General features: G+C 57.2%; 16 protein-coding genes. 12 read left to right on the top strand and 4 right to left on the bottom strand.

Going from position 1 to position 18542, the window contains the following annotated elements:
* The first annotated feature begins 212 nt into the window (after positions 1–212).
* The 7 genes from JNX03_RS08555 (at position 213) to JNX03_RS08525 (ending at position 7986) form a co-directional block, all read left to right on the top strand.
* Positions 213–1166 carry an ornithine cyclodeaminase family protein gene (locus JNX03_RS08555; protein ID WP_203211955.1) on the top strand — a complete coding sequence of 318 codons (954 nt, stop codon included), beginning with the start codon at positions 213–215 and terminating at the stop codon, positions 1164–1166.
* A gap of 227 nt (positions 1167–1393) precedes the next feature.
* The gene (locus JNX03_RS08550; RefSeq protein ID WP_203211954.1) at positions 1394–2953 is read left to right on the top strand and encodes an ABC transporter substrate-binding protein; all 1560 of its coding nucleotides are present in this window, start codon (positions 1394–1396) and stop codon (positions 2951–2953) included.
* Positions 2954–3081: 128 nt separating this feature from the next.
* On the top strand, positions 3082–4062 hold the full coding sequence (locus JNX03_RS08545; protein WP_203211953.1) for an ABC transporter permease: 981 nt from the start codon (positions 3082–3084) through the stop codon (positions 4060–4062).
* Positions 4059–5003, top strand: coding sequence for an ABC transporter permease (locus JNX03_RS08540; RefSeq protein WP_203211952.1), 945 nt, complete (start codon positions 4059–4061; stop codon positions 5001–5003). The genes JNX03_RS08545 and JNX03_RS08540 overlap by 4 nt, the downstream gene beginning before the upstream one ends.
* A 5-nt stretch (positions 5004–5008) precedes the next feature.
* On the top strand, positions 5009–6001 hold the full coding sequence (locus JNX03_RS08535; RefSeq protein WP_203211951.1) for an ABC transporter ATP-binding protein: 993 nt from the start codon (positions 5009–5011) through the stop codon (positions 5999–6001).
* The gene (locus JNX03_RS08530) at positions 5998–7029 is read left to right on the top strand and encodes an ABC transporter ATP-binding protein (protein ID WP_203211950.1); all 1032 of its coding nucleotides are present in this window, start codon (positions 5998–6000) and stop codon (positions 7027–7029) included. Before JNX03_RS08535 ends, JNX03_RS08530 begins: the two co-directional genes overlap by 4 nt.
* 30 nt (positions 7030–7059) lie before the next feature.
* The gene (locus JNX03_RS08525) at positions 7060–7986 is read left to right on the top strand and encodes a LysR family transcriptional regulator (RefSeq protein ID WP_203211949.1); all 927 of its coding nucleotides are present in this window, start codon (positions 7060–7062) and stop codon (positions 7984–7986) included.
* A 44-nt stretch (positions 7987–8030) separates the two neighbouring features.
* On the opposite strand, the gene JNX03_RS08520 is transcribed toward JNX03_RS08525, so the two are convergent.
* The 4 genes from JNX03_RS08520 to JNX03_RS08505 form a co-directional block, all read right to left on the bottom strand.
* Positions 8031–8468: a universal stress protein gene (locus JNX03_RS08520; RefSeq protein WP_203211948.1), complete on the bottom strand. Its 438-nt coding sequence runs from the start codon at positions 8466–8468 to the stop codon at positions 8031–8033.
* Positions 8465–11071 (bottom strand): TRAP transporter permease, encoded by a 2607-nt coding sequence (locus JNX03_RS08515; RefSeq protein WP_203211947.1) that lies wholly within the window; start codon positions 11069–11071, stop codon positions 8465–8467. Before JNX03_RS08515 ends, JNX03_RS08520 begins: the two co-directional genes overlap by 4 nt.
* Positions 11072–11167: 96 nt before the next feature.
* On the bottom strand, positions 11168–12136 hold the full coding sequence (locus JNX03_RS08510; RefSeq protein WP_203211946.1) for a TAXI family TRAP transporter solute-binding subunit: 969 nt from the start codon (positions 12134–12136) through the stop codon (positions 11168–11170).
* A 37-nt stretch (positions 12137–12173) separates the two neighbouring features.
* A complete protein-coding gene (locus JNX03_RS08505; RefSeq protein ID WP_203211945.1) occupies positions 12174–13040 on the bottom strand; it encodes a MurR/RpiR family transcriptional regulator in 867 nt (288 codons plus the stop codon).
* Between the two features lie 108 nt (positions 13041–13148).
* On the opposite strand from JNX03_RS08505, the gene JNX03_RS08500 reads away from it, so the two are divergent.
* The 5 genes from JNX03_RS08500 (at position 13149) to JNX03_RS08480 (ending at position 18538) form a co-directional block, all read left to right on the top strand.
* Positions 13149–14468: an aspartate aminotransferase family protein gene (locus JNX03_RS08500; RefSeq protein WP_203211944.1), complete on the top strand. Its 1320-nt coding sequence runs from the start codon at positions 13149–13151 to the stop codon at positions 14466–14468.
* A complete protein-coding gene (locus JNX03_RS08495) occupies positions 14465–15259 on the top strand; it encodes a 3-keto-5-aminohexanoate cleavage protein (RefSeq protein WP_203211943.1) in 795 nt (264 codons plus the stop codon). The genes JNX03_RS08500 and JNX03_RS08495 overlap by 4 nt, the downstream gene beginning before the upstream one ends.
* A 173-nt stretch (positions 15260–15432) precedes the next feature.
* A complete protein-coding gene (locus JNX03_RS08490; protein WP_203211942.1) occupies positions 15433–16467 on the top strand; it encodes a fatty acid desaturase in 1035 nt (344 codons plus the stop codon).
* A 477-nt stretch (positions 16468–16944) separates the two neighbouring features.
* Positions 16945–17541, top strand: coding sequence for a putative adhesin (locus JNX03_RS08485; RefSeq protein ID WP_203211941.1), 597 nt, complete (start codon positions 16945–16947; stop codon positions 17539–17541).
* Between the two features lie 205 nt (positions 17542–17746).
* Positions 17747–18538 (top strand): hypothetical protein, encoded by a 792-nt coding sequence (locus tag JNX03_RS08480; protein WP_203240802.1) that lies wholly within the window; start codon positions 17747–17749, stop codon positions 18536–18538.
* The last annotated feature ends 4 nt before the right edge of the window (positions 18539–18542 follow it).

Genomic DNA, 18542 nt, shown 5'->3' with positions numbered 1-18542 from the left:
AATTGCGGCGGCGCAGTCCCCGATCCTGAAAGTGTAGAAGCGCAACTGTCTTTGCGTCCAGTTTCTTTTGTGACTGTCACGCGGCGTCAGTCAGAACGAGAGAGGGCCATCGAGCCTGCGGAGCACCGGGCAACACATTGCCCTATGTCGGCCCGCCCAAGGTCGATAAGGTGAAAGGTATAAGCCTAACGTGGGCGCAAGGAAGCCATATCATGATAAACATCACCGCCGATGAGATCCGCAAGCATTTGCTAATGGCCGAGGCCATTGAGGTGGTACAGGCCGCGATGGTTGCGGTGGCTGAGGGCAAGGCCAACCTGCCGCTTCGCAGTGTGATGGACATCGACGGTGTTAACAAACTGGGCATCATGCCGGGCGCGATGCGCGATCCGGTGCTCTACGGCGTCAAGATCCTCAGCTTGTTCCCCGGCAATCCGGCGCGGGGCTTGTCATCGCATATCGGGGTGGTGATCCTCTTTGATGCAGACACCGGCGCGCCCGTGGTCAGCATGGACGCGGATGCCCTGACCGCGATCCGAACTGCCGCCGCAACCGCTGCTGCGACCCGCGTTCTGGCCCGCAAGGATGCGCAGACCCTTGCGATTGTCGGAACGGGCGAACAGGCCGAAAGCCATATTGCGGCGCTCACGCAGGTGCGCGGCATTCGGGACATCCGCATCGCGGGCCGCAGCCCGGAGCGTGCGGAGGCTTTCGTCGCGGCGCAGGCACAACATTATCCCGCCATCACATTTGCCGCATCACCAGATGTGCCTACGGCGGTGCGCGGTGCAGATATTGTTTGTACCGTGACCTCGTCAGCCGAGGTGATCTTGCAGGCGGAATGGATTGAGCCCGGCACCCATGTCAACGCTGTGGGCGCCTCCATTCCAAGTCTGCAAGAGATCGACAGCGCCCTGGTGGCGCAGGGCAGATTGTTTGTCGATTACAAACCCTCCGCCCTTGCACAGGCGCGCGATATCATTACGGCGATTGATGCGGGTATGATGACGGAGGCGGATATCTGCGCCGAAATTGGCGATGTCTATCGGGGACTGGCCGCGGGGCGCAGAGCCGCGGATGAGATCACGGTTTATCGCTCGTTGGGCATTGCTGCGCAGGATCTGTTTTGCGCCGATCATGTGTGGCGGGCGGTCCGGGATCCCTGAACTGAGTATTAGAGAACTGCCGCGGCTACGATTAAGGCGCGGTTAATTTCTCAGTATTCTGTTTAAGGCTCGATGTAAGGCGCAGAAATGTAAAGATAAAACAAGAGCCATTACCGATTTGCATGAGCGATTTGAAATTGGCATTGGCAACTTCCCGCCTGTATGTCTTAACAATTTGCCACCGATACAGGAGGCCAATGCTTGGCATCCGACAAGGAGGAAACACCATGAATAAACTTATCCGCATTGCTGCGGCTGGCGTGATGACCGCCGCCCTCAGCACTGTTGCGCAGGCGGAGGTCACTGTGAAAGTGGCCTATGACGCCGATCCCGTTTCGCTTGATCCGCATGAGCAACTGTCCGGTGGCACGCTGCAACTGTCGCATATGGTCTTTGACCCGCTGGTGCGCTGGACACAGGACCTGCAATTTGAAGCGCGTCTGGCCCAAAGCTGGGAACAGATCGACGCAACCACAACCCGCTTTCACCTGCGGGACGGCGTCAAGTTCCACTCCGGCAACGAACTGACCGCGGCTGACGTTGAGTGGACATTCGACCGTTTGAAAGAAAGCCCTGACTTCAAGGGGATCTTCAGCCTGTTCACCGATGTGAAAGTGATTGACGAAGACACATTTGATCTGATCACTTCCGAGCCTTATCCGCTGGTGCTGCACACGGCGACCTACATCTTCCCGATGGACAGCAAATTCTACACCGGCACAACAGATGACGGAAAAGACAAAGCTGAACTGGTCAAGCACGGCGACAGCTTTGCGTCGCGCAACGTTTCCGGCACCGGCCCCTTCACGGTGACCGAGCGTGAACAGGGTGTGAAAGTGGTCTTTGACCGTTTCGGCGGCTACTGGGACACTGCAAGCAAAGGCAACGTGGACAAGATCGTTCTGACGCCGATCAAAGAAGACCCGACACGTGTGGCGGCCCTGCTGTCCGGTGATGTGGACTTTATCGCGCCGGTGCCACCAACTGACCTCAAGCGTGTTGAAGAGAACGACGGCACCAACCTGATCACCATGCCCGGCACACGTATCATCACCTTCCAGATGAACCAGAACCGTGTCGAAGCGTTCAAAGACGCCCGTGTGCGCAAGGCGATCGATTATGCCGTGAACAACGCCGGTATCGTTGACCGCATCATGCGCGGCTTTGGCACCGTGGGCGCACAGGCAAGCCCGGCAGGCTATCTGGGTCACGACCCGGCACTGACACCACGTTTCGATGTGGAAAAAGCCAAGGCGCTGATGGCCGAAGCTGGCTATGCGGATGGTTTCGAAGTGACGATGATGGCCCCAAACAACCGCTATGTGAACGACGACAAGATCGCACAGGCGGTGGCATCGATGCTGTCCAAGATCAACATCAAAGTTGACCTGCAGACCATGCCAAAGGCCCAATACTGGCCCAAATTCGACGAACGCGCGGCTGACATGATGATGATCGGCTGGCATTCGGACACCGAAGATTCGGCGAACTTCCACCAGTTCCTGTCTGCCTGCCCTGATGAGGCAACCGGCAACGGCCAATATAACTCCGGCAACTACTGTAACGCCGAAGCGGATGCGCTGATGAATGCATCCAACAGCGAAACCGACGCAGGCAAGCGCGGCGCAATGCTGCAAAAGCTGGAAGGTATCCTGTACGAAGAAGCGGCGTTCATCCCGCTGCATTGGCAGAACCTCGCATGGGGCGCCCGCAAAGGTGTCCATGCAGAAGCCATCGTGAATGCGCTGAACTTCCCATACTTCGGCGATCTCGTTGTAGATAAATAAATCGCGGTCAACGTGACACCTGTCCGGGGCGGGCCTATGCCGCCCCGGATTCTTGATGACAGGTTGTTTTTTCGTGGGCGGTGCTATGGTGGCCGCGCATCAACAAACGACATAACAGGTTAGAAAATATGCTCGCCTATCTCGTGAAACGCGTGTTCCAGGCCATCGCAGTGATGCTTGTCATCTCGCTGGTTGGTTTTGCCATTCAAGACAATCTGGGGGATCCGCTGCGCGAACTTGTCGGGCAATCAGTGTCTGAGGAAGTGCGTCAGGACCTGCGTGATGAGCTGGGCCTGAACGACAGTTTTTTCAAGCAATACACCCGGTTCCTGGGCAATGCGTTGCAGGGCGATCTGGGCACCAGCTACTTCTTCAAGGAACCGGCGCTGGATGTGATTTTGAAAAAGCTGCCCGCCACGCTTGAGCTGGTGCTGGGCGCGACCTTGATCATTGTCGGCTTCTCCGTTCCCTTGGGCGTGTATACGGCGATCAAACCCAACACGATCCTGAGCCGTCTGATTATGGGCATCTCGATTGTCGGGATTTCCATTCCGGTGTTCCTGACCGCGATCCTGATGATATTTGTCTTTTCCGTCGAATTTGGCTGGCTGCCCTCTTATGGGCGGGGGGATGTTGTGAATGTCTTTGGCTATTGGGACACCAACTTTGCGACCCTGGATGGCTGGGCGCATATCCTGCTGCCATCGCTGGCACTGGCCTCGATCATGCTGCCGCTGTTTGTGCGCCTGATCCGGGCCGAAATGATGGAAGTCTTGCAAAGTGAATATGTGAAGTACGCCAAGGCCAAGGGCATCCGGCCGTTCCGCATCTACTTTGTACATGCGCTCAAAAACACATTGTTGCCGGTGATCACGGTGGGCGGTGTGCAGATCGGCACGATGGTCGCCTATACGATCCTGACCGAGACCGTGTTCCAGTGGCCCGGCATGGGGTTCATGTTCCTGGAGGCCGTGAACCGTGTCGATACGCCCCTGATCGTTGCCTATCTGATTGTTGTGGGGTTCATCTTTGTGCTGACCAACACTGTGGTTGATCTGATTTACGGACTGGTCAATCCAACCGTTAACCTTGCGAGGATGGGGGCATGAGCATGACCACAACCGCCGCCGAGGCCTCCCGCTGGAGCCGTATGTGGAACTCCAACATGGGCTACAGCTTTCGCCGCAATCCCGTGGCCGTCGTTTCACTGGCAATCTTTGTTTTCATCACGTTGATGTCGCTCTTGGCCCCGCTGATTGCGCCGTTTGACCCATATGATCCAGCGCAGATCGATATCATGAACAGTGAATATCCGCCGGTCTGGGTGGATGGGGCAGATCCGCAATTCATGTTTGGCACCGATGATCAGGGCCGAGATCTGTGGTCAACCATTCTCTATGGCACGCGGCTGTCGTTGTTGATCGGTCTTTGTGCGGTGGCGTTGCAGGCGTTTCTTGGCATCTCAATCGGCCTGATTGCAGGTTATGTCGGCGGGCGTCTGGACAGCTTGCTGATGCGGATGGCCGATATTCAGCTGTCGTTCTCCACGTTGATGGTGGCGATCATTTTCCTTGCGGTGACGCAGGCGATGTTTGGCTCCGAGACCTTTAACCAATATGCGGTGTACTTCCTCATTGCCGTGATCGGCGTGGCCGAATGGCCGCAATACGCACGCACGGTGCGGGCCACTGTGCTGGCCGAGAAAAAGAAAGAATATGTCGACAGCGCCCGCGTCCTCGGCTTTGGCCCCTTGCGGATCATGGTGCGGCACATCCTGCCCAACTCGTTGTCTCCGATCTTTGTGATTTCCACGGTGCAGGTGGCCAATGCGATCATCTCCGAGGCTTCTCTCAGCTTTCTTGGACTGGGTATGCCGCCAAGCCAACCATCACTGGGCTCGCTGATCTCGTCCGGCTTTGACTACATCTTCTCCGGCAGTTGGTGGATCACGGCAATCCCCGGTGTGGTGCTGGTGGTGCTGGTGCTGGTGATCAACCTTCTGGGCGACTGGATGCGCGATGTCCTGAACCCGAAACTGTATAAGGGTTAAGCGCCATGTCTTTGCTTTCTGTACGTGACCTGACCGTCAAATTCGCCATGCGTGAGAACACGGTGACCGCGCTCGACAACATCAGCTTTGATCTGGCCAAGGGCGAGCGTTTGGGCATTGTCGGGGAATCCGGGGCGGGCAAATCCATCACCGGCTTTTCGTTGATGAACCTGCTCAGCCGTCCGGGATTTATCGACCACGGCAAGATCCTGTTTGAGGGGGACGACATTGTGAAGATGTCCGAATCCCAGATGCGTGGCATTCGTGGCAACCGTATGGCGATGATCTTTCAGGATCCGATGGTGACGCTCAATCCGGTTCTGACAATTGGCCAGCAGATGGTCGAGACCCTGATGGCGCATCGCAAGCTGAGCAAGGCGGAGGCGGAACAGATCGCCGTGGTCAAACTGCGTGAAGTCTATATCCCGTCGCCTGAAGAACGGCTGGCACAATACCCGCACGAGCTGTCCGGCGGGATGCGCCAGCGGATCATCATCGCCATGGCGCTGCTGCTTGATCCGGAACTGATCATTGCGGATGAGCCGACCACCGCGCTGGATGTAACCATTCAGGCTGACATCATGGAGCTGTTGCTGGAGCTGTGCCAATCCAACAAGGTGGGTTTGATCCTGATCACCCACGATCTGGGCGTGGTCAGCCAGATGACCGAACGGACATTGGTGATGTATGCGGGCAAGATCATCGAGGCGGGCCGCACGCGCGAGATCATCAATGATCCGCAGCATCCCTATACCCAAGGCTTGATCAACGCCTTGCCGCAGCAAACGAAACCGGGCATGCGGCTCAAGCAGATTCCGGGCAATATGCCATCGCTCACCGCGATTCCGGCCGGGTGCCCCTTCAGCCCGCGCTGCGAATATGTGCGCGATCACTGCCGCACGACACGGCCTGAACCCGTGCAATACGCCCATGTCGAGGTGGCCTGCCATGAGGTGAACCGCCTGCATCAGGAAAATTCAGAGGAGCAAAGCGCATGAAAGACGCCATGAGCGATGGATCCCTGCTGGAGCTGAAGCAGGTCGAGAAACGCTTTGATCTGGATCAGGGCTTTCTTGAGACGATCAAACTGCGCAAAGGCAAGGTGATCCGCGAAAAGCGGTCCGTGCATGCGGTCAACAATGTCTCGCTCAAGGTGGACCGCGGCGAGGCACTTTGTGTGGTGGGCGAAAGCGGCTGTGGCAAATCCACGGTGGCACGTCTGATCGCGGGTCTGCTCAAGCCCAACGCAGGCGAGATCCATTACGACGGAGAACGCATCGACAACCGGTCGCGCCGGGCGATGATCCCACTGCGCAAGAAGATGCAGATGATCTTTCAAAACCCTTATGCGTCACTGAACTCGCGGATGAACATCCAGCAAGCGCTGGAAGAGCCCGTGCGCTATCACAACCCCGGTTTCGGCCGCGGCGAGGTACGCGACAAGGTGGCCGAGGTCATGCGCTCTGTCGGGGTCGATCCCAGTTGGTCGGCGCGCTATCCGCACGAATTCTCGGGCGGCCAGCGGCAGCGTATCGCCATTGCCCGCGCCCTGACGGTTGATCCTGAATTTATCATCGCGGATGAGCCGATTTCGGCATTGGATGTGTCCATTCAGGCGCAGGTGCTGAACCTGATGCTTGAGGCCAAGGACCAGCGCGGTCTGACCTATCTGTTCATCACCCATGACCTCAGTGTGGTGCAGCATTTCGGCACCCGTGTTGCGGTGCTTTATCTGGGATCGGTCTGCGAATTGGCGGATACGGCGACGCTGTTTGAAAACCCCAAGCACCCCTATACGCGGGCGCTGTTGTCGGCTGTGCCACAGCTCAAGGATGACCGACCCAACCATATCCGCCTCAAGGGCGAGATCCCGACGCCGATCAACCTGCCGCAAGGTTGCCCGTTCCAAAGCCGCTGTGCCTATGCCAATGACCGATGCCGGACGGACCAGCCGCGCCCTGCGCTGCAGCCGGACGGATCCATGGTGGCGTGCCACGCGGTTGAAGAAGGCCGGATGGTTGATTAAACATCCGACGTTGTAGAACGGATTGCTCAGTTGGACATTGCCTGGCTCAGAGATTTCGAGGCTTTGGTCGCGCAGAAGAACTTCTCGCGGGCGGCGGAAGATCGCAATGTGAGCCAGCCTGCCTTTTCACGCCGGATACGCGCGTTGGAAGAGGAAGTGGGGGTCAAGCTGATCAACCGCCAGACCTTGCCCCTGTCCCTGACACCCGCGGGCGAGGTGTTTCTGCCGCAGGCCCGGATCATGTTGCGCACCTATCAAGAGACTTTGGAGCGCTGCCAGATCATTGATGCAGCGGGCGAAAACGTGATCCGCTTTGCCACGTCGCAATCGCTTTATATGACGCACTACAAAACCCATATTGCACCGCTGGTGGAAAAGGGGGGGCTGGACATTGATCTGAACTCAACCAGTTGGGCGGCGGATCAATTCGTCTCTGCACTTCAGCAACGCTACTGCGATGTGATCCTGACGTATTGGCATCCGTCGATGGATTTCCTGGCACCGCTTGAGATGGGCAAATGTGAATATCTGACCCTATCGCGCGATGACTTCCTGCCAGTGTCGCGCGTGGGCGCAGATGGCCCGATGCATCAGCTGCGCAAAGGCGGCAACAAACCGGTTTCGCTCTTGTCTTATGGCACAGCGTCGGCGTTGAGGTCCGTGGTCGATAACACCCTGCGCCAGAACATTGACGGACCCAAAATACTGGTGGTCAACCGCAATGCGCTTGCGATCTCTGTCAAGGCGATGATCATGGAGGGGTTTGGCCTTGGCTGGTTGCCCCGCGAACTGTGCAAAGAAGAGTTGGAGGGCGGGCAGATACAAATCGTTGGCTCTGACGCCTATATCGAGAAGCTTGAAGTGCGGCTTTATCGCGACAAGGACAACCGCAAGCCAACGCTCAACACTTTGTGGGATGACATGAAGCTGCTGGTTGAGGCACAGGCAGGCGGTTAGGGGCCGCCCCGACCTTGTCAGCCGGGGCAGCATCGTTCTTTGGCTCAGGTGTCGCGCACCACATAGACCGAACATTTGGCGTGCCGGACAATGCGCGAGGCGTTGGGCCCGATGAGATAATCTGACAGGTCTGGCTTATGCGCCCCGACAACGATCAGCGCCGGTTTGGTGGTATTGGCCAGTTTCAGGATCTCTTCATAGGCGCGACCCGTGGCCACGATATGGCGCACGTTGGCGTTCCGGGCATCATCCAGTGCCTTGGTCACCACCTCGTCCAGCAGAACCTTGGCATCGGCCACCATCTTTTCGTGATGATCCTTGTCAAAGAACCCTGCAACCGACGTCATCCCATAGTCGGGGATGACGGCAACCACATCCAGTTGCGCCCCATCCAGGGCGGCAAGGCGTGCCGCCATCTGAATGGTCTTGAGGTCTTCGTCGCCGTGACTGACATCAACGGCACATAATACGGAATTGCTCATGCTGGCTCTCCTGTCTTGGACATCCGGGCGCGTTGGAGGAAGGCCACAAACGCGAGCAGGATGAGGGCGGGGATAAAGATCACCTCTTTGGGCATTTGATCTGCCGGCGCTTTGACCGATGCGATCTGCACCGGGTTGTCGCCATAGAAATCAAAGCTGCTGAGGCTGTCCGAGAAGGGCGAGCCGAAGGCAGGCTCATCCAGATTGACCGCGTCACCGTCTTCGACCAGCAGCATCCCGAATTCGGCAAGCCGGTCATCTGCGGAGCCGTCGCCAGTGATCGGCATGACCAAAGTGGTTTCCTTGGTCTCGCCGGTGTCAAAGTCTGGGCCGGATACGATCAGGCGCATTTCATCGCCTGCCTTGGCCTCGCCCAGTGCCGTGGTAAAGGCCGCCGGTTCAACCACCGCAAACGGAGGCTGCAATCGGTTCATCACAAAGTCCGGCCTGAACAGCACAAAGGCGATCAGCACCAAAGCGACGCTTTCATAGATGCGGCTCTTGGTCAGGAACCAGCCCATCGTGCCCGCAGTGAACACTAGGATCGCGATGGAGGCGGTGACAAAGACCAGTATCCCTTGCATCCAGGTCACATCAATCAACAACAGGTCGGTGTTGAAGATGAACACGAACGGCAGGGCCACGGTGCGCAGCGAATAGAAGAACGCCACAAACCCGGTTTTGATCGCATCCCCGCCAGACACCGCCGCGGCGGCAAAACTGGCAAGGCCCACAGGCGGGGTCACATCCGCCATGATGCCAAAGTAGAAGACAAACAGGTGCACCGCGATCAGTGGCACAATCAGACCCGATTGCGCGCCCAGTTCAACCACAACGCCCGCCATCAGCGAGGACACAACGATGTAGTTGGCGGTGGTTGGCAGACCCATGCCAAGGACGAGGGACAACAGCCCCACCATCACCAGCATCAAGATCAGATTGCCGCCCGACAGGAACTCGACCAGATCCGCCATGACCTGACCCACACCGGTCAGCGTCACTGTGCCCACGATCACACCCGCCGTGGCCGTGGCCAGACCGATGCCGATCATATTGCGTGCGCCGTCAATCAGACCCTGCACCAGATCGACAACACCATCTTTGAAGGCATTGGCCATCTCGCTTTCCCCACGGAAGATCGTCTTCAGCGGGCGTTGGGTCAGCAGGATCACAAACAAGAGCATGGTGGCCCAGAAGGCCGACAGACCCGGAGATTTCTGTTCGATCATCAGGAAATACACCAGAACGATGATCGGCAGGAGGTAATAGAGACCCGATTTGTAGATCTCGCCGACAACAGGCAGTTCAACCTCTTCGGCGTTGGGATCGTCCGGTTCCAGATCCGGCACGCTGGCCGCCAGTTTGAGCAAAACAGCGTAGGCCACAAAGATCAGGATCGACAGGATCAGGCCGGAATTGTCCGGCACTGCCGCCACAACCCAAGCGACGGGATATTGCACGCCGTAACACAGGCCCGCAAATCCGGCAAAGAACAGCGCCATGCCGCCGATGGTACGGCCCATGGACACAACGCGGTTGCCCAGCGTCGGCATGTTGTTCTTTACCGCTTCGAGATGCACGATATAGACCAGCGCGATGTAGGAAATCGTCGCCGGCAAGAAGGCATGGGTGATCACTTCGACATAGGAAATGCCGACATATTCCACCATCAGGAACGCCGCGGCGCCCATAACGGGTGGCATGATCTGACCGTTCACTGAAGACGCAACCTCAACCGCGCCCGCCTTTTCAGACGAGAAGCCCACACGTTTCATCAGGGGAATGGTGAATGTGCCGGTGGTCACAACATTGGCGATGGATGAGCCAGAGATCAGGCCGGTCGCGGCAGAGCCGACAACCGCCGCTTTGGCAGGGCCGCCTTTGAGGTGCCCAAGGGCGCCAAAGGCCATCTTGATAAAGTAGTTCCCGGCACCCGCTTTATCGAGCAGGGCCCCAAAGAGAACAAAGAGGAATACGAACTTGGTCGATACCCCAAGGGCGATACCAAAGACACCTTCGGAGGTGATCCACATATGGCTCATCGCTTTTTTCAGCGAGGCGCCTTTCCAGCGGATGACATCTGGCACAATCTCGGATGAACCAAAGAACACATAGCCCAGAAAGATCACTGCAATAATTGCCATGGCGGGTCCGAGGGCGCGGCGCGCACCTTCAAACAGCAGCAGCAGACCGGCCAACGCGAACCATTTGTCCACGTCGTCAGCCAAACCGCCTGCATCGACGATCTTTTGGTAAAAGACAAAACCGTAAAGCGCGATGAACGCGCCGGCCAGCGCCATGATCCAATCGGCAATGGGGATGTAATGGCGGGGGCTGGATTTAAATGCGGGGTAGGCCATGAAGGCCAGAAAGACCGCAAAAGCCAAATGCACCTGCCGCGAGTTGTTGATCACATCGCCGGGCAGGACGTAATTGGCCAGCGGCGAGGCCAGCAAGACCTGAAACAAGGACCAAACCACAGCGACGATGGCCAGCATTGTGCCGACACCCCCCGCAGGATCGCGTGCACCCGCGTCGGAGGAGGCAACAAGATCCTGCAGCTCCTCTTCGCTTAGCGCTCTGTTTTGTGAATTGTCGGCCATGAAGAATGTCCCCCTGAGTGCAGATATTGCTGCATTTTTTGTTCTATCTGGTCGTGAAGAAAGGGGCGCGAACGCCCCTTTCTGTGAGGCTTTCGATTACTCGATGATGCCTGCTTCTTTGTAGTATTTCGCAGCACCGGGGTGCAGCGGCGCGGACAGACCCGCGGTTGCCATTTCCTTGGGGTCAAGGTTGGCAAAGGCAGGGTGCAGCTTTTTGAAATCTTCGATGTTTTCCATCACGGATTTCACAACTGCATAGACCGCTTCTTCTGACACATCTGTGGAGGTCACGAATGTCGCGCCCACACCAAATGTCATCGTGTCGCCGTCATTGCCGCGATACATGCCGCCGGGAATTGTTGCGGAGCGGTAGAACGGATTATCCGCGATCAGGCCATTCACTGCGTCGCCGTCAACTGTCACCAGAACGGAATCGCAAGCGGTGGTCGCTTCCTGAATGGAGCCGGATGGGTGGCCAACGGTGTAGACCATCGCATCGATCTGGTTGTCACACAGCGCCGCAGACTGCTCTGCCGCTTTCAGCTCTGTTGCCAGTGCGAAATCGCCCGTGGTCCAGCCTTTGGCCTCCAGCAGAACTTCCATTGTGCCGCGCTGACCGGAACCGGGGTTGCCGATGTTCACACGCTTGCCTTTGAGATCGTCAAAGTTTTTCACGCCAGCATCGGCGCGGGCCACAACGGTAAAGGGCTCAGGGTGGACAGAGAACACAGCCCGCAGACCTTCGAATTTGCCAGCTTCTTCGAATTTGGATGTGCCGTTATAGGCGTGGTACTGCCAGTCGGACTGGGCCACACCAAACTCAAGCTCACCCTCGCGGATGGTGTTGATGTTGTAGACCGATCCGCCCGTGGATTCCACGGAGCAGCGGATGCCATGCTCTTTTCGGCCCTTGTTCACCAGACGGCAGATCGCGCCACCCGTTGGGTAATACACGCCGGTCACGCCACCGGTGCCGATTGTGATGAACTCTTCGGCCATCGCGGCCGGTGCCATCAGCGCACCCAGCGCCAGACCTGCGGCAGAAAATTTCCAGTTGATAGACATCTATACTCTCCTTGTTTGATGTTTGCTTTTGGTGATGTCAGCCGTCCCAAACCTCGCTGAGACGACGATTCTTGTTTTCCACTTCGGCGATGCGGTGCCGTGCGGAAGCGTCTGAAATTGCGGCCAGCTTTCCGATCAGGATTTCGCACAGAACCAAGGTGGTTGTGTAGGATGAAAAGAAATGTGGGCTTTGGGTCGGGACGATGAAACTGTCCGATGCATAGGCGAGCGCCGGGCAGGTGTGCGTGTCGGTGATCACCACGACATAGGCACCCGCATCAAAGGCCTCCTTGGCGGCATTGATGGATTTGCTGGCAAAAGGCGGCTTGGTGATCACGATCAACACGTCTTTGGAAGACAATCCCACCAAACCGCTGGCAAGGGATGCGCCCATTCGGCTGGCCATGGACCAATTGTCAAAAAGGAAATTGGCCATATAGGTGAGATATTCTGCAACGCCCGTTGACCCAAGGGCGCCTGTCACCAGCACCCGCCGTGCCTGATAAAGGTGATCCACACAGGCATCGAGCCGGTCTTTATCGATGGTGCCGCTTAGGGCCTGCAAGTTCGATGCGCAGGCTTGGGTGTGCTGTGCGATAAAATCGGGATCCCCTTCGTCATGGCTTTGCTGCAAGGCCTCGACGCCGCGCGAAAACGATCCGGGGCGGTGTTGGATTTCCAGACGCAACAGATCGCGCAGGTCTTCATAGCTGGTAAAGCCCAAGGCACTGGACATGCGCGAAAAGGTGGCCGGGGCCAGCTTGGCGTCTTTGGAAATGGTGCGTAGGCTTCGGGTGGCGACATCGACAGGGTTTGACACAACAAAATCGGCCGCCTCTTTCAGCTTGGCGCTGAGCGTGGCGTATTTTCCTGACAGTTGTTGTTCAAACGACAGATCTGACAAATCACCCCCCCGATGACTGCATCACAGGAGTGTTTCATCTGTTTCACACCTAGTCAATCACAGAATCGTATGTTTCAATAAGGCAGCTGCACCAATGGGGGTTTTCCCGTGTCACATGTCTTTCCACGTCATACTAAATCCAACCTTCCCACCGTCGCACGCGGCGAGGGGGTCTATCTTTACGATCAATCGGGCAAGCAATATTTTGACGGGTCAGGCGGCGCGGCTGTGTCTTGCCTTGGCCATGGTGATCCGGATGTGATTGCGGCGATCAAGGCGCAACTTGACAGCATCGCCTATGCGCACACCAGCTTTTTCACTTCCGATCCGGCCGAGCAATTGGCGGACAAGCTGATATCTCATGCCCCCGAAGGCATTGACCGGGTCTATCTGGTGTCAGGCGGGTCCGAGGCGATGGAGGCCGCACTCAAGCTGGCACGGCAGTATTTTGTAGAGATTGGCCAGCCACAGCGCCGCCATGTGATTGCACGGCGGCAAAGCTATCATGGTAACACGTTGGGCGCTTTGGCCACGGGCGGCAATGAATGGCGGCGCGCGCCTTTTGCGCCGTTGATGGTTGAAACCACGCATATATCGCCGTGTTTTGAATACCGTGGCAAGCGGGCCGAAGAAACCACGCTGGCTTATGGCCACCGCGTTGCCGATGAGTTGGAGGCCGAGATCAAGCGTCTGGGGGAGGACAGCGTCTTTGCCTTTGTTGCAGAACCAGTGGTCGGGGCGACCGCCGGCGCGGTGCCAGCGGTTGAGGGCTATTTCAAACGCATCCGCGAAATTTGCGACCGCTATGGCGTTTTGTTGATCTTGGACGAGGTGATGTGCGGGATGGGTCGCACCGGCAAACTGTTTGCCTGCGAAGAGGACGGCGTTGCCCCGGACATCATCGCCATCGCCAAAGGGCTGGGTGCGGGTTATCAGGCCATCGGCGCGATGCTGTGCAGCGCCAGAATTTATGCCGCGATCGAGGATGGCAGCGGCTTTTTCCAGCATGGGCATACCTATGTCGGGCACCCGACCGCCTGTGCGGCTTCGCTTGCGGTGCTGACCAAATTGACCGATGGCGGGCTGGTGAACCGTTCTGCAGAGATGGGGAGCAAATTGCAGTCGGCCCTGGAACAGGCCTTTGGCCAGCATCCCAACATCGGTGACATTAGGGGCAGGGGGCTATTCCGCGGGATCGAGATCGTTGAGGACCGCGAGACCAAAGCGCCTTTTGCACCGGAGCGGGGCATCAACAAGCTGCTCAAGAAAGAGACATTTGCGGCGGGCTTGATCTGTTATCCGATGGGCGGAACGATTGACGGCGTACGCGGCGATCACATCCTGCTGGCCCCGCCGTTTATCCTTGAGGATGGGCATATCGACGAGATCGTGACCAAGCTGAGCACCGCCATTGGTGCGGTGTTGTGACGCCACTTCCTAGGCTTATGGTCGCGCCCACCGGCGCCCGCAAAACCAAGGCAGACCATCCCGAATTGCCTATCACCTTGCCCGAGATCCTGCGCACGGCGGAGGCGTGTTTCAGGGCTGGTGCAGATGGGTTACACTTGCACATCCGGGATGCGCAGGGTGCCCATGTTCTGGACGCAGGGCAATACCGCGAGGCGCTTGAGGCGTTGCGACATGCCCTTCCTGACATGGCCGTGCAGATCACAACCGAGGCTGTTGGCCGCTACTCTCCGTCAGAGCAGCGCCAGATCATCCGGCAAGTGCGCCCGGATCTGGTGTCGGTGTCATTGGCCGAGATGACAGCGGATGATGATCAAAGCGCGGTCTTGGCGTTTTACGACTGGGCAGCAGTCAACGAGATTGCGGTGCAGCATATTCTTTATGGTGCAGAAGATCTGCAGACGTTCTCGGCAATGGCGGCGCAAGGTCAATTGGGCGACGGGGTGTTGCAAGTGATTTTTGTGTTGGGTCGGTATAGTGACGGGCAGCAATCACTGCCTGCTGATCTTGATCCGTTTCTGTCCTGGATGGCGGGACTTGAGGTGCCGCTGGACTGGGCGATCTGCGCCTTTGGCACCCAAGAAACCGCCTGCCTCGCCGCTGCTGCCGGAGCGGGCGGCAAACTGCGGGTTGGGTTTGAGAACTCTTTGCACAATGCCGATGGAACAATTGCCGCCGACAACGCTGAGAGAGTCGCGGAGATCGCGCAAGTCATATCCGCCGGGCAAAGCCGTCCTGTCGCTTTCGCCTAGGGCCGGTTTCTCCGTTCCCGCCCAAGTTGATCGGACCTTTGACAAAGCCTCCCACTGCGCGGGGGCTTGCCCAAACAGGGAGAATTGCCCGTTTGTCGCAGCAAAGGGCCAAGAGTCTTCTTGATTCGACGGGTTAATCGTTTATCAGAAATTCAAACGATAGAAGCAGGCGCATGTCCCTAAATAAAAATTCTAACGGGCAATCGCCCGAAATTCGTGCTTCACGCGACTGGGTGAAAGTTCTTTCCGGATACCGCGAACCTGCGACCACACGCAGTGCATTCGAACTGGGGGTGACATTGGTACCCTTTGTCCTGCTTTGGGCGTTGGCCTGGGCGGCCATGTCGGTCAGCTATTGGCTGACCTTCGGTTTGTCTTTGCTGAATGCGGGTTTTCTGCTGCGCTTGTTTGCGATTCAACACGATTGCGGCCATGGCGCGTTTTTCAAGAGCCGCACTTTCAGTGATTGGGTTGGCCGTGTCCTTGGGGTACTGACCGTCACGCCCTACGATGTTTGGCGGCATACGCATTCTGTCCACCACAGTTCATCGGGCAACCTATGCCGGCGCGGGATGGGCGACATTCACACAATGACCGTCGAAGAATACCAAAAGCTGTCTTGGATCCTGCGGCTACACTACCGGCTGTATCGCAATCCTTTGGTTCTGTTTGGGTTGGGGCCAGGATATATCTTCTTGTTGCAAAACCGTATTCCGCTTGGCCTGATGGGCCGTGCGAAATACTGGACCAGCGCGATGGCAACCAATGCGGCAATCCTCGCCGTGCTGGGCCTTGTGATTTATTTTGGCGGGCTGGCGCCGATTTTGCTTATTTTTCTGCCGTCCACATTGCTTGCGGCAACTGCGGGTGTCTGGCTGTTTTATGTTCAGCACCAGTTCGAAGAAACCCACTGGGACAAAAGCACCGATTGGGATCTGCATGACGCGGCGCTGCACGGCAGCTCTCACTATGTTTTGCCGCCTGTGTTGCAGTGGGTCTCCGCCAACATCGGCATCCACCATGTCCATCATTTGTATAGCCGCATTCCATTTTATCGTCTGCCAGATGTCCTGCGCGATTTTCCGGACCTCGACATTGGCAACCGCATGACAATCCGTGAAAGCCTCGCCAATGCGCGGCTGCACCTGTGGGACGAGGACAGCCGTCAGTTGCTGTCCTTTGCACAGGCCCGCGCGTTGCGCAGCTGAGGCGCCACGCCCCCAGGCCATCATCTTTTCTACCGACAGGCGGCTTCCATTTTGGGGGCTGCTAGCACAAGTTTATTTGAGCGTTGACAGACACAGGAGATGTCTGGGACTCTCCTTCAGCGCCATTTGTGTGCGAGCTGTTCGTTGATCGGTTACAAATTTTGTCAACCGGAGTGCATCAAGCCAATGTGCCATTGGTGCCGGCAATTTTGCAGGCAAGGACAGTAATGTGGACAGTGTGGTGCGCGATGCCGCTGTGGGGCGGTTGTGTTTGAGCATGAATATTCTTTTGAGAGCCCTCGCTGCGGAGGTCCCGATAAAAAGTTGCCGAAACCGCCCGACGATGACGGAGGGATCACGAAACCGGGGTGATCCACAAAGGCACGCAGTCGCGACATGTGCCGAGCAAATGAAAAACCAGGGCAGGCGCAGCACGCAGTAGCAGAGAGTTCAACATCAGGTCAGCGGAGGAAGGTAATGAAAACGAAGAAGAAGAATGGATTTAAGATCATTCAAAGCGGGATGGCCACGCAGATCGTTCTGTTGTGCCACGGTGGGTGGAACGATGGTGACGGATTCACCAGTATTCCTGCTGGGGTTCGGCTTTGCTTTTATACCGGCCACGGACATTTCACCATCGGTATGTCTGTATATGATGCGGTCTGTAAAGAACCTGCACGTGCGCGGGGCGGGCTGGTCAAGAAACTGGACATCGCCGAAGATGATCTGAGGGACATGGCCAAGGCATACAACACTTCGTTTGAAACACTCAGGGACCGACAGCTTGCCCAGACAACAGGCGTTTACGACAGCTTTGAGGGCCCCAATCCCATCTTCGACTATGTCCTGTCACGCGAGCCCAATGGCACGCGCTATGAAAATGAAAAAAAGACCACGGCGGCTCATGCGAGAGGGGCGCAAAATGTGGATATCGATCTGATGGTGATGACCACAACCAAACCGCGCGCCCTGTCGGATGTTTTTTCGATCATCAAGGACATGGGATATCAGACCTTGCATTTTGGGGCCTGCCGCGTGCCATATGGCGGGACACCTTCGGATGTAACAGGGTGACAAGGACGGGGGCAACAACATCGGTGGTGAGTGCTGATAGCCTTTTTTGATGTCTACTTGAGCGGATTTGACAGATAAATAACCTATGACTTTCGCCAATCCGCCAGCCCGCACCCCCGCATTCTGCAAATCCTGCCGTCAACAACTGACGTCGGTCGCGGCTGTCGAGGCAGGCTATTGCGACCGTCCGGAATGTGCGACCAGAATGAAAATTGACCAGTCCGGGCAGTTGGCAAAATCACAGGAGGAACAATACCAGAAATGGCTGGAGATCACCCATGCCCGCACTGCGCCTGTCATCATGGCTGCTGCGCAGGAAATTGGTGAGGATGATCTGGACGAGGTGGCGCATGGGCTGGCGCCCTATGTCGATATTCCCGTTGTGCCGCTTCCGGCAGAGCGGCGATCGGCGTTTGAGGCACATCTTCGGGCGGCCGTGCGCGAGAGTTTTGAGGCAACCGATGCCAGCGAGGTGCCGCCGGAGCGGCCAGAGGATGATCCTGAATATGCCCGCCGCCTTGCGCAGGAAGCGCCGGATCCGATGGCGCTCAATGCGGCCTGCATTGCCTGTCAGGGCGATTGCTGTTTGCAAGGCGGCACCCGCCACGCTTTTATCAAGAAAAACGTGATCGACTATTTCCGCTGGTCCAATCCGGAGGCCACGGCGGATGAGATTGTCCAGATCTATCTGGACCATATCCCGGAGAACAGCACATCAGGAAGTTGCGTGTATCACGGGGTGCAGGGCTGTACATTGCCGCGCAATTATCGGGCCAATATCTGCAACAGCTTTCAATGTCGCTTCCGGCTCACCCTGTTCCAGGATTATGTGATGAAACCCGGTTCGGCGGCTGTTGTTGCGGGTATTTCGCATGATCATACCGAAGATCCCGCCGCCGGAGCGCCCTATTTGCGTGTGGTTTCCGTCAGCGAAGAGGGAGATGTGACCATCCACTCGCATCTGACCTTGCCCGCCTTGCCCGGGGCCAACAGCTAACGCG

This window comes from Sulfitobacter mediterraneus, from assembly GCF_016801775.1.
Classification (GTDB): domain Bacteria; phylum Pseudomonadota; class Alphaproteobacteria; order Rhodobacterales; family Rhodobacteraceae; genus Sulfitobacter; species Sulfitobacter mediterraneus_A.
This window is presented reverse-complemented; position numbering and strand designations above follow the sequence as displayed.

Coding starts and splice junctions, on each gene's coding strand:
- JNX03_RS08510 (WP_203211946.1), bottom strand. CDS start 12,136: ATGTCTATCAACTGGAAATTTTCTGCCGCAGGTCTGGCGCTGGGTGCG.
- JNX03_RS08485 (WP_203211941.1), top strand. CDS start 16,945: ATGAAAACGAAGAAGAAGAATGGATTTAAGATCATTCAAAGCGGGATG.
- JNX03_RS08545 (WP_203211953.1), top strand. CDS start 3,082: ATGCTCGCCTATCTCGTGAAACGCGTGTTCCAGGCCATCGCAGTGATG.
- JNX03_RS08515 (WP_203211947.1), bottom strand. CDS start 11,071: ATGGCCGACAATTCACAAAACAGAGCGCTAAGCGAAGAGGAGCTGCAG.
- JNX03_RS08540 (WP_203211952.1), top strand. CDS start 4,059: ATGAGCATGACCACAACCGCCGCCGAGGCCTCCCGCTGGAGCCGTATG.
- JNX03_RS08490 (WP_203211942.1), top strand. CDS start 15,433: ATGTCCCTAAATAAAAATTCTAACGGGCAATCGCCCGAAATTCGTGCT.
- JNX03_RS08530 (WP_203211950.1), top strand. CDS start 5,998: ATGAAAGACGCCATGAGCGATGGATCCCTGCTGGAGCTGAAGCAGGTC.
- JNX03_RS08520 (WP_203211948.1), bottom strand. CDS start 8,468: ATGAGCAATTCCGTATTATGTGCCGTTGATGTCAGTCACGGCGACGAA.
- JNX03_RS08555 (WP_203211955.1), top strand. CDS start 213: ATGATAAACATCACCGCCGATGAGATCCGCAAGCATTTGCTAATGGCC.
- JNX03_RS08535 (WP_203211951.1), top strand. CDS start 5,009: ATGTCTTTGCTTTCTGTACGTGACCTGACCGTCAAATTCGCCATGCGT.
- JNX03_RS08480 (WP_203240802.1), top strand. CDS start 17,747: ATGAAAATTGACCAGTCCGGGCAGTTGGCAAAATCACAGGAGGAACAA.
- JNX03_RS08550 (WP_203211954.1), top strand. CDS start 1,394: ATGAATAAACTTATCCGCATTGCTGCGGCTGGCGTGATGACCGCCGCC.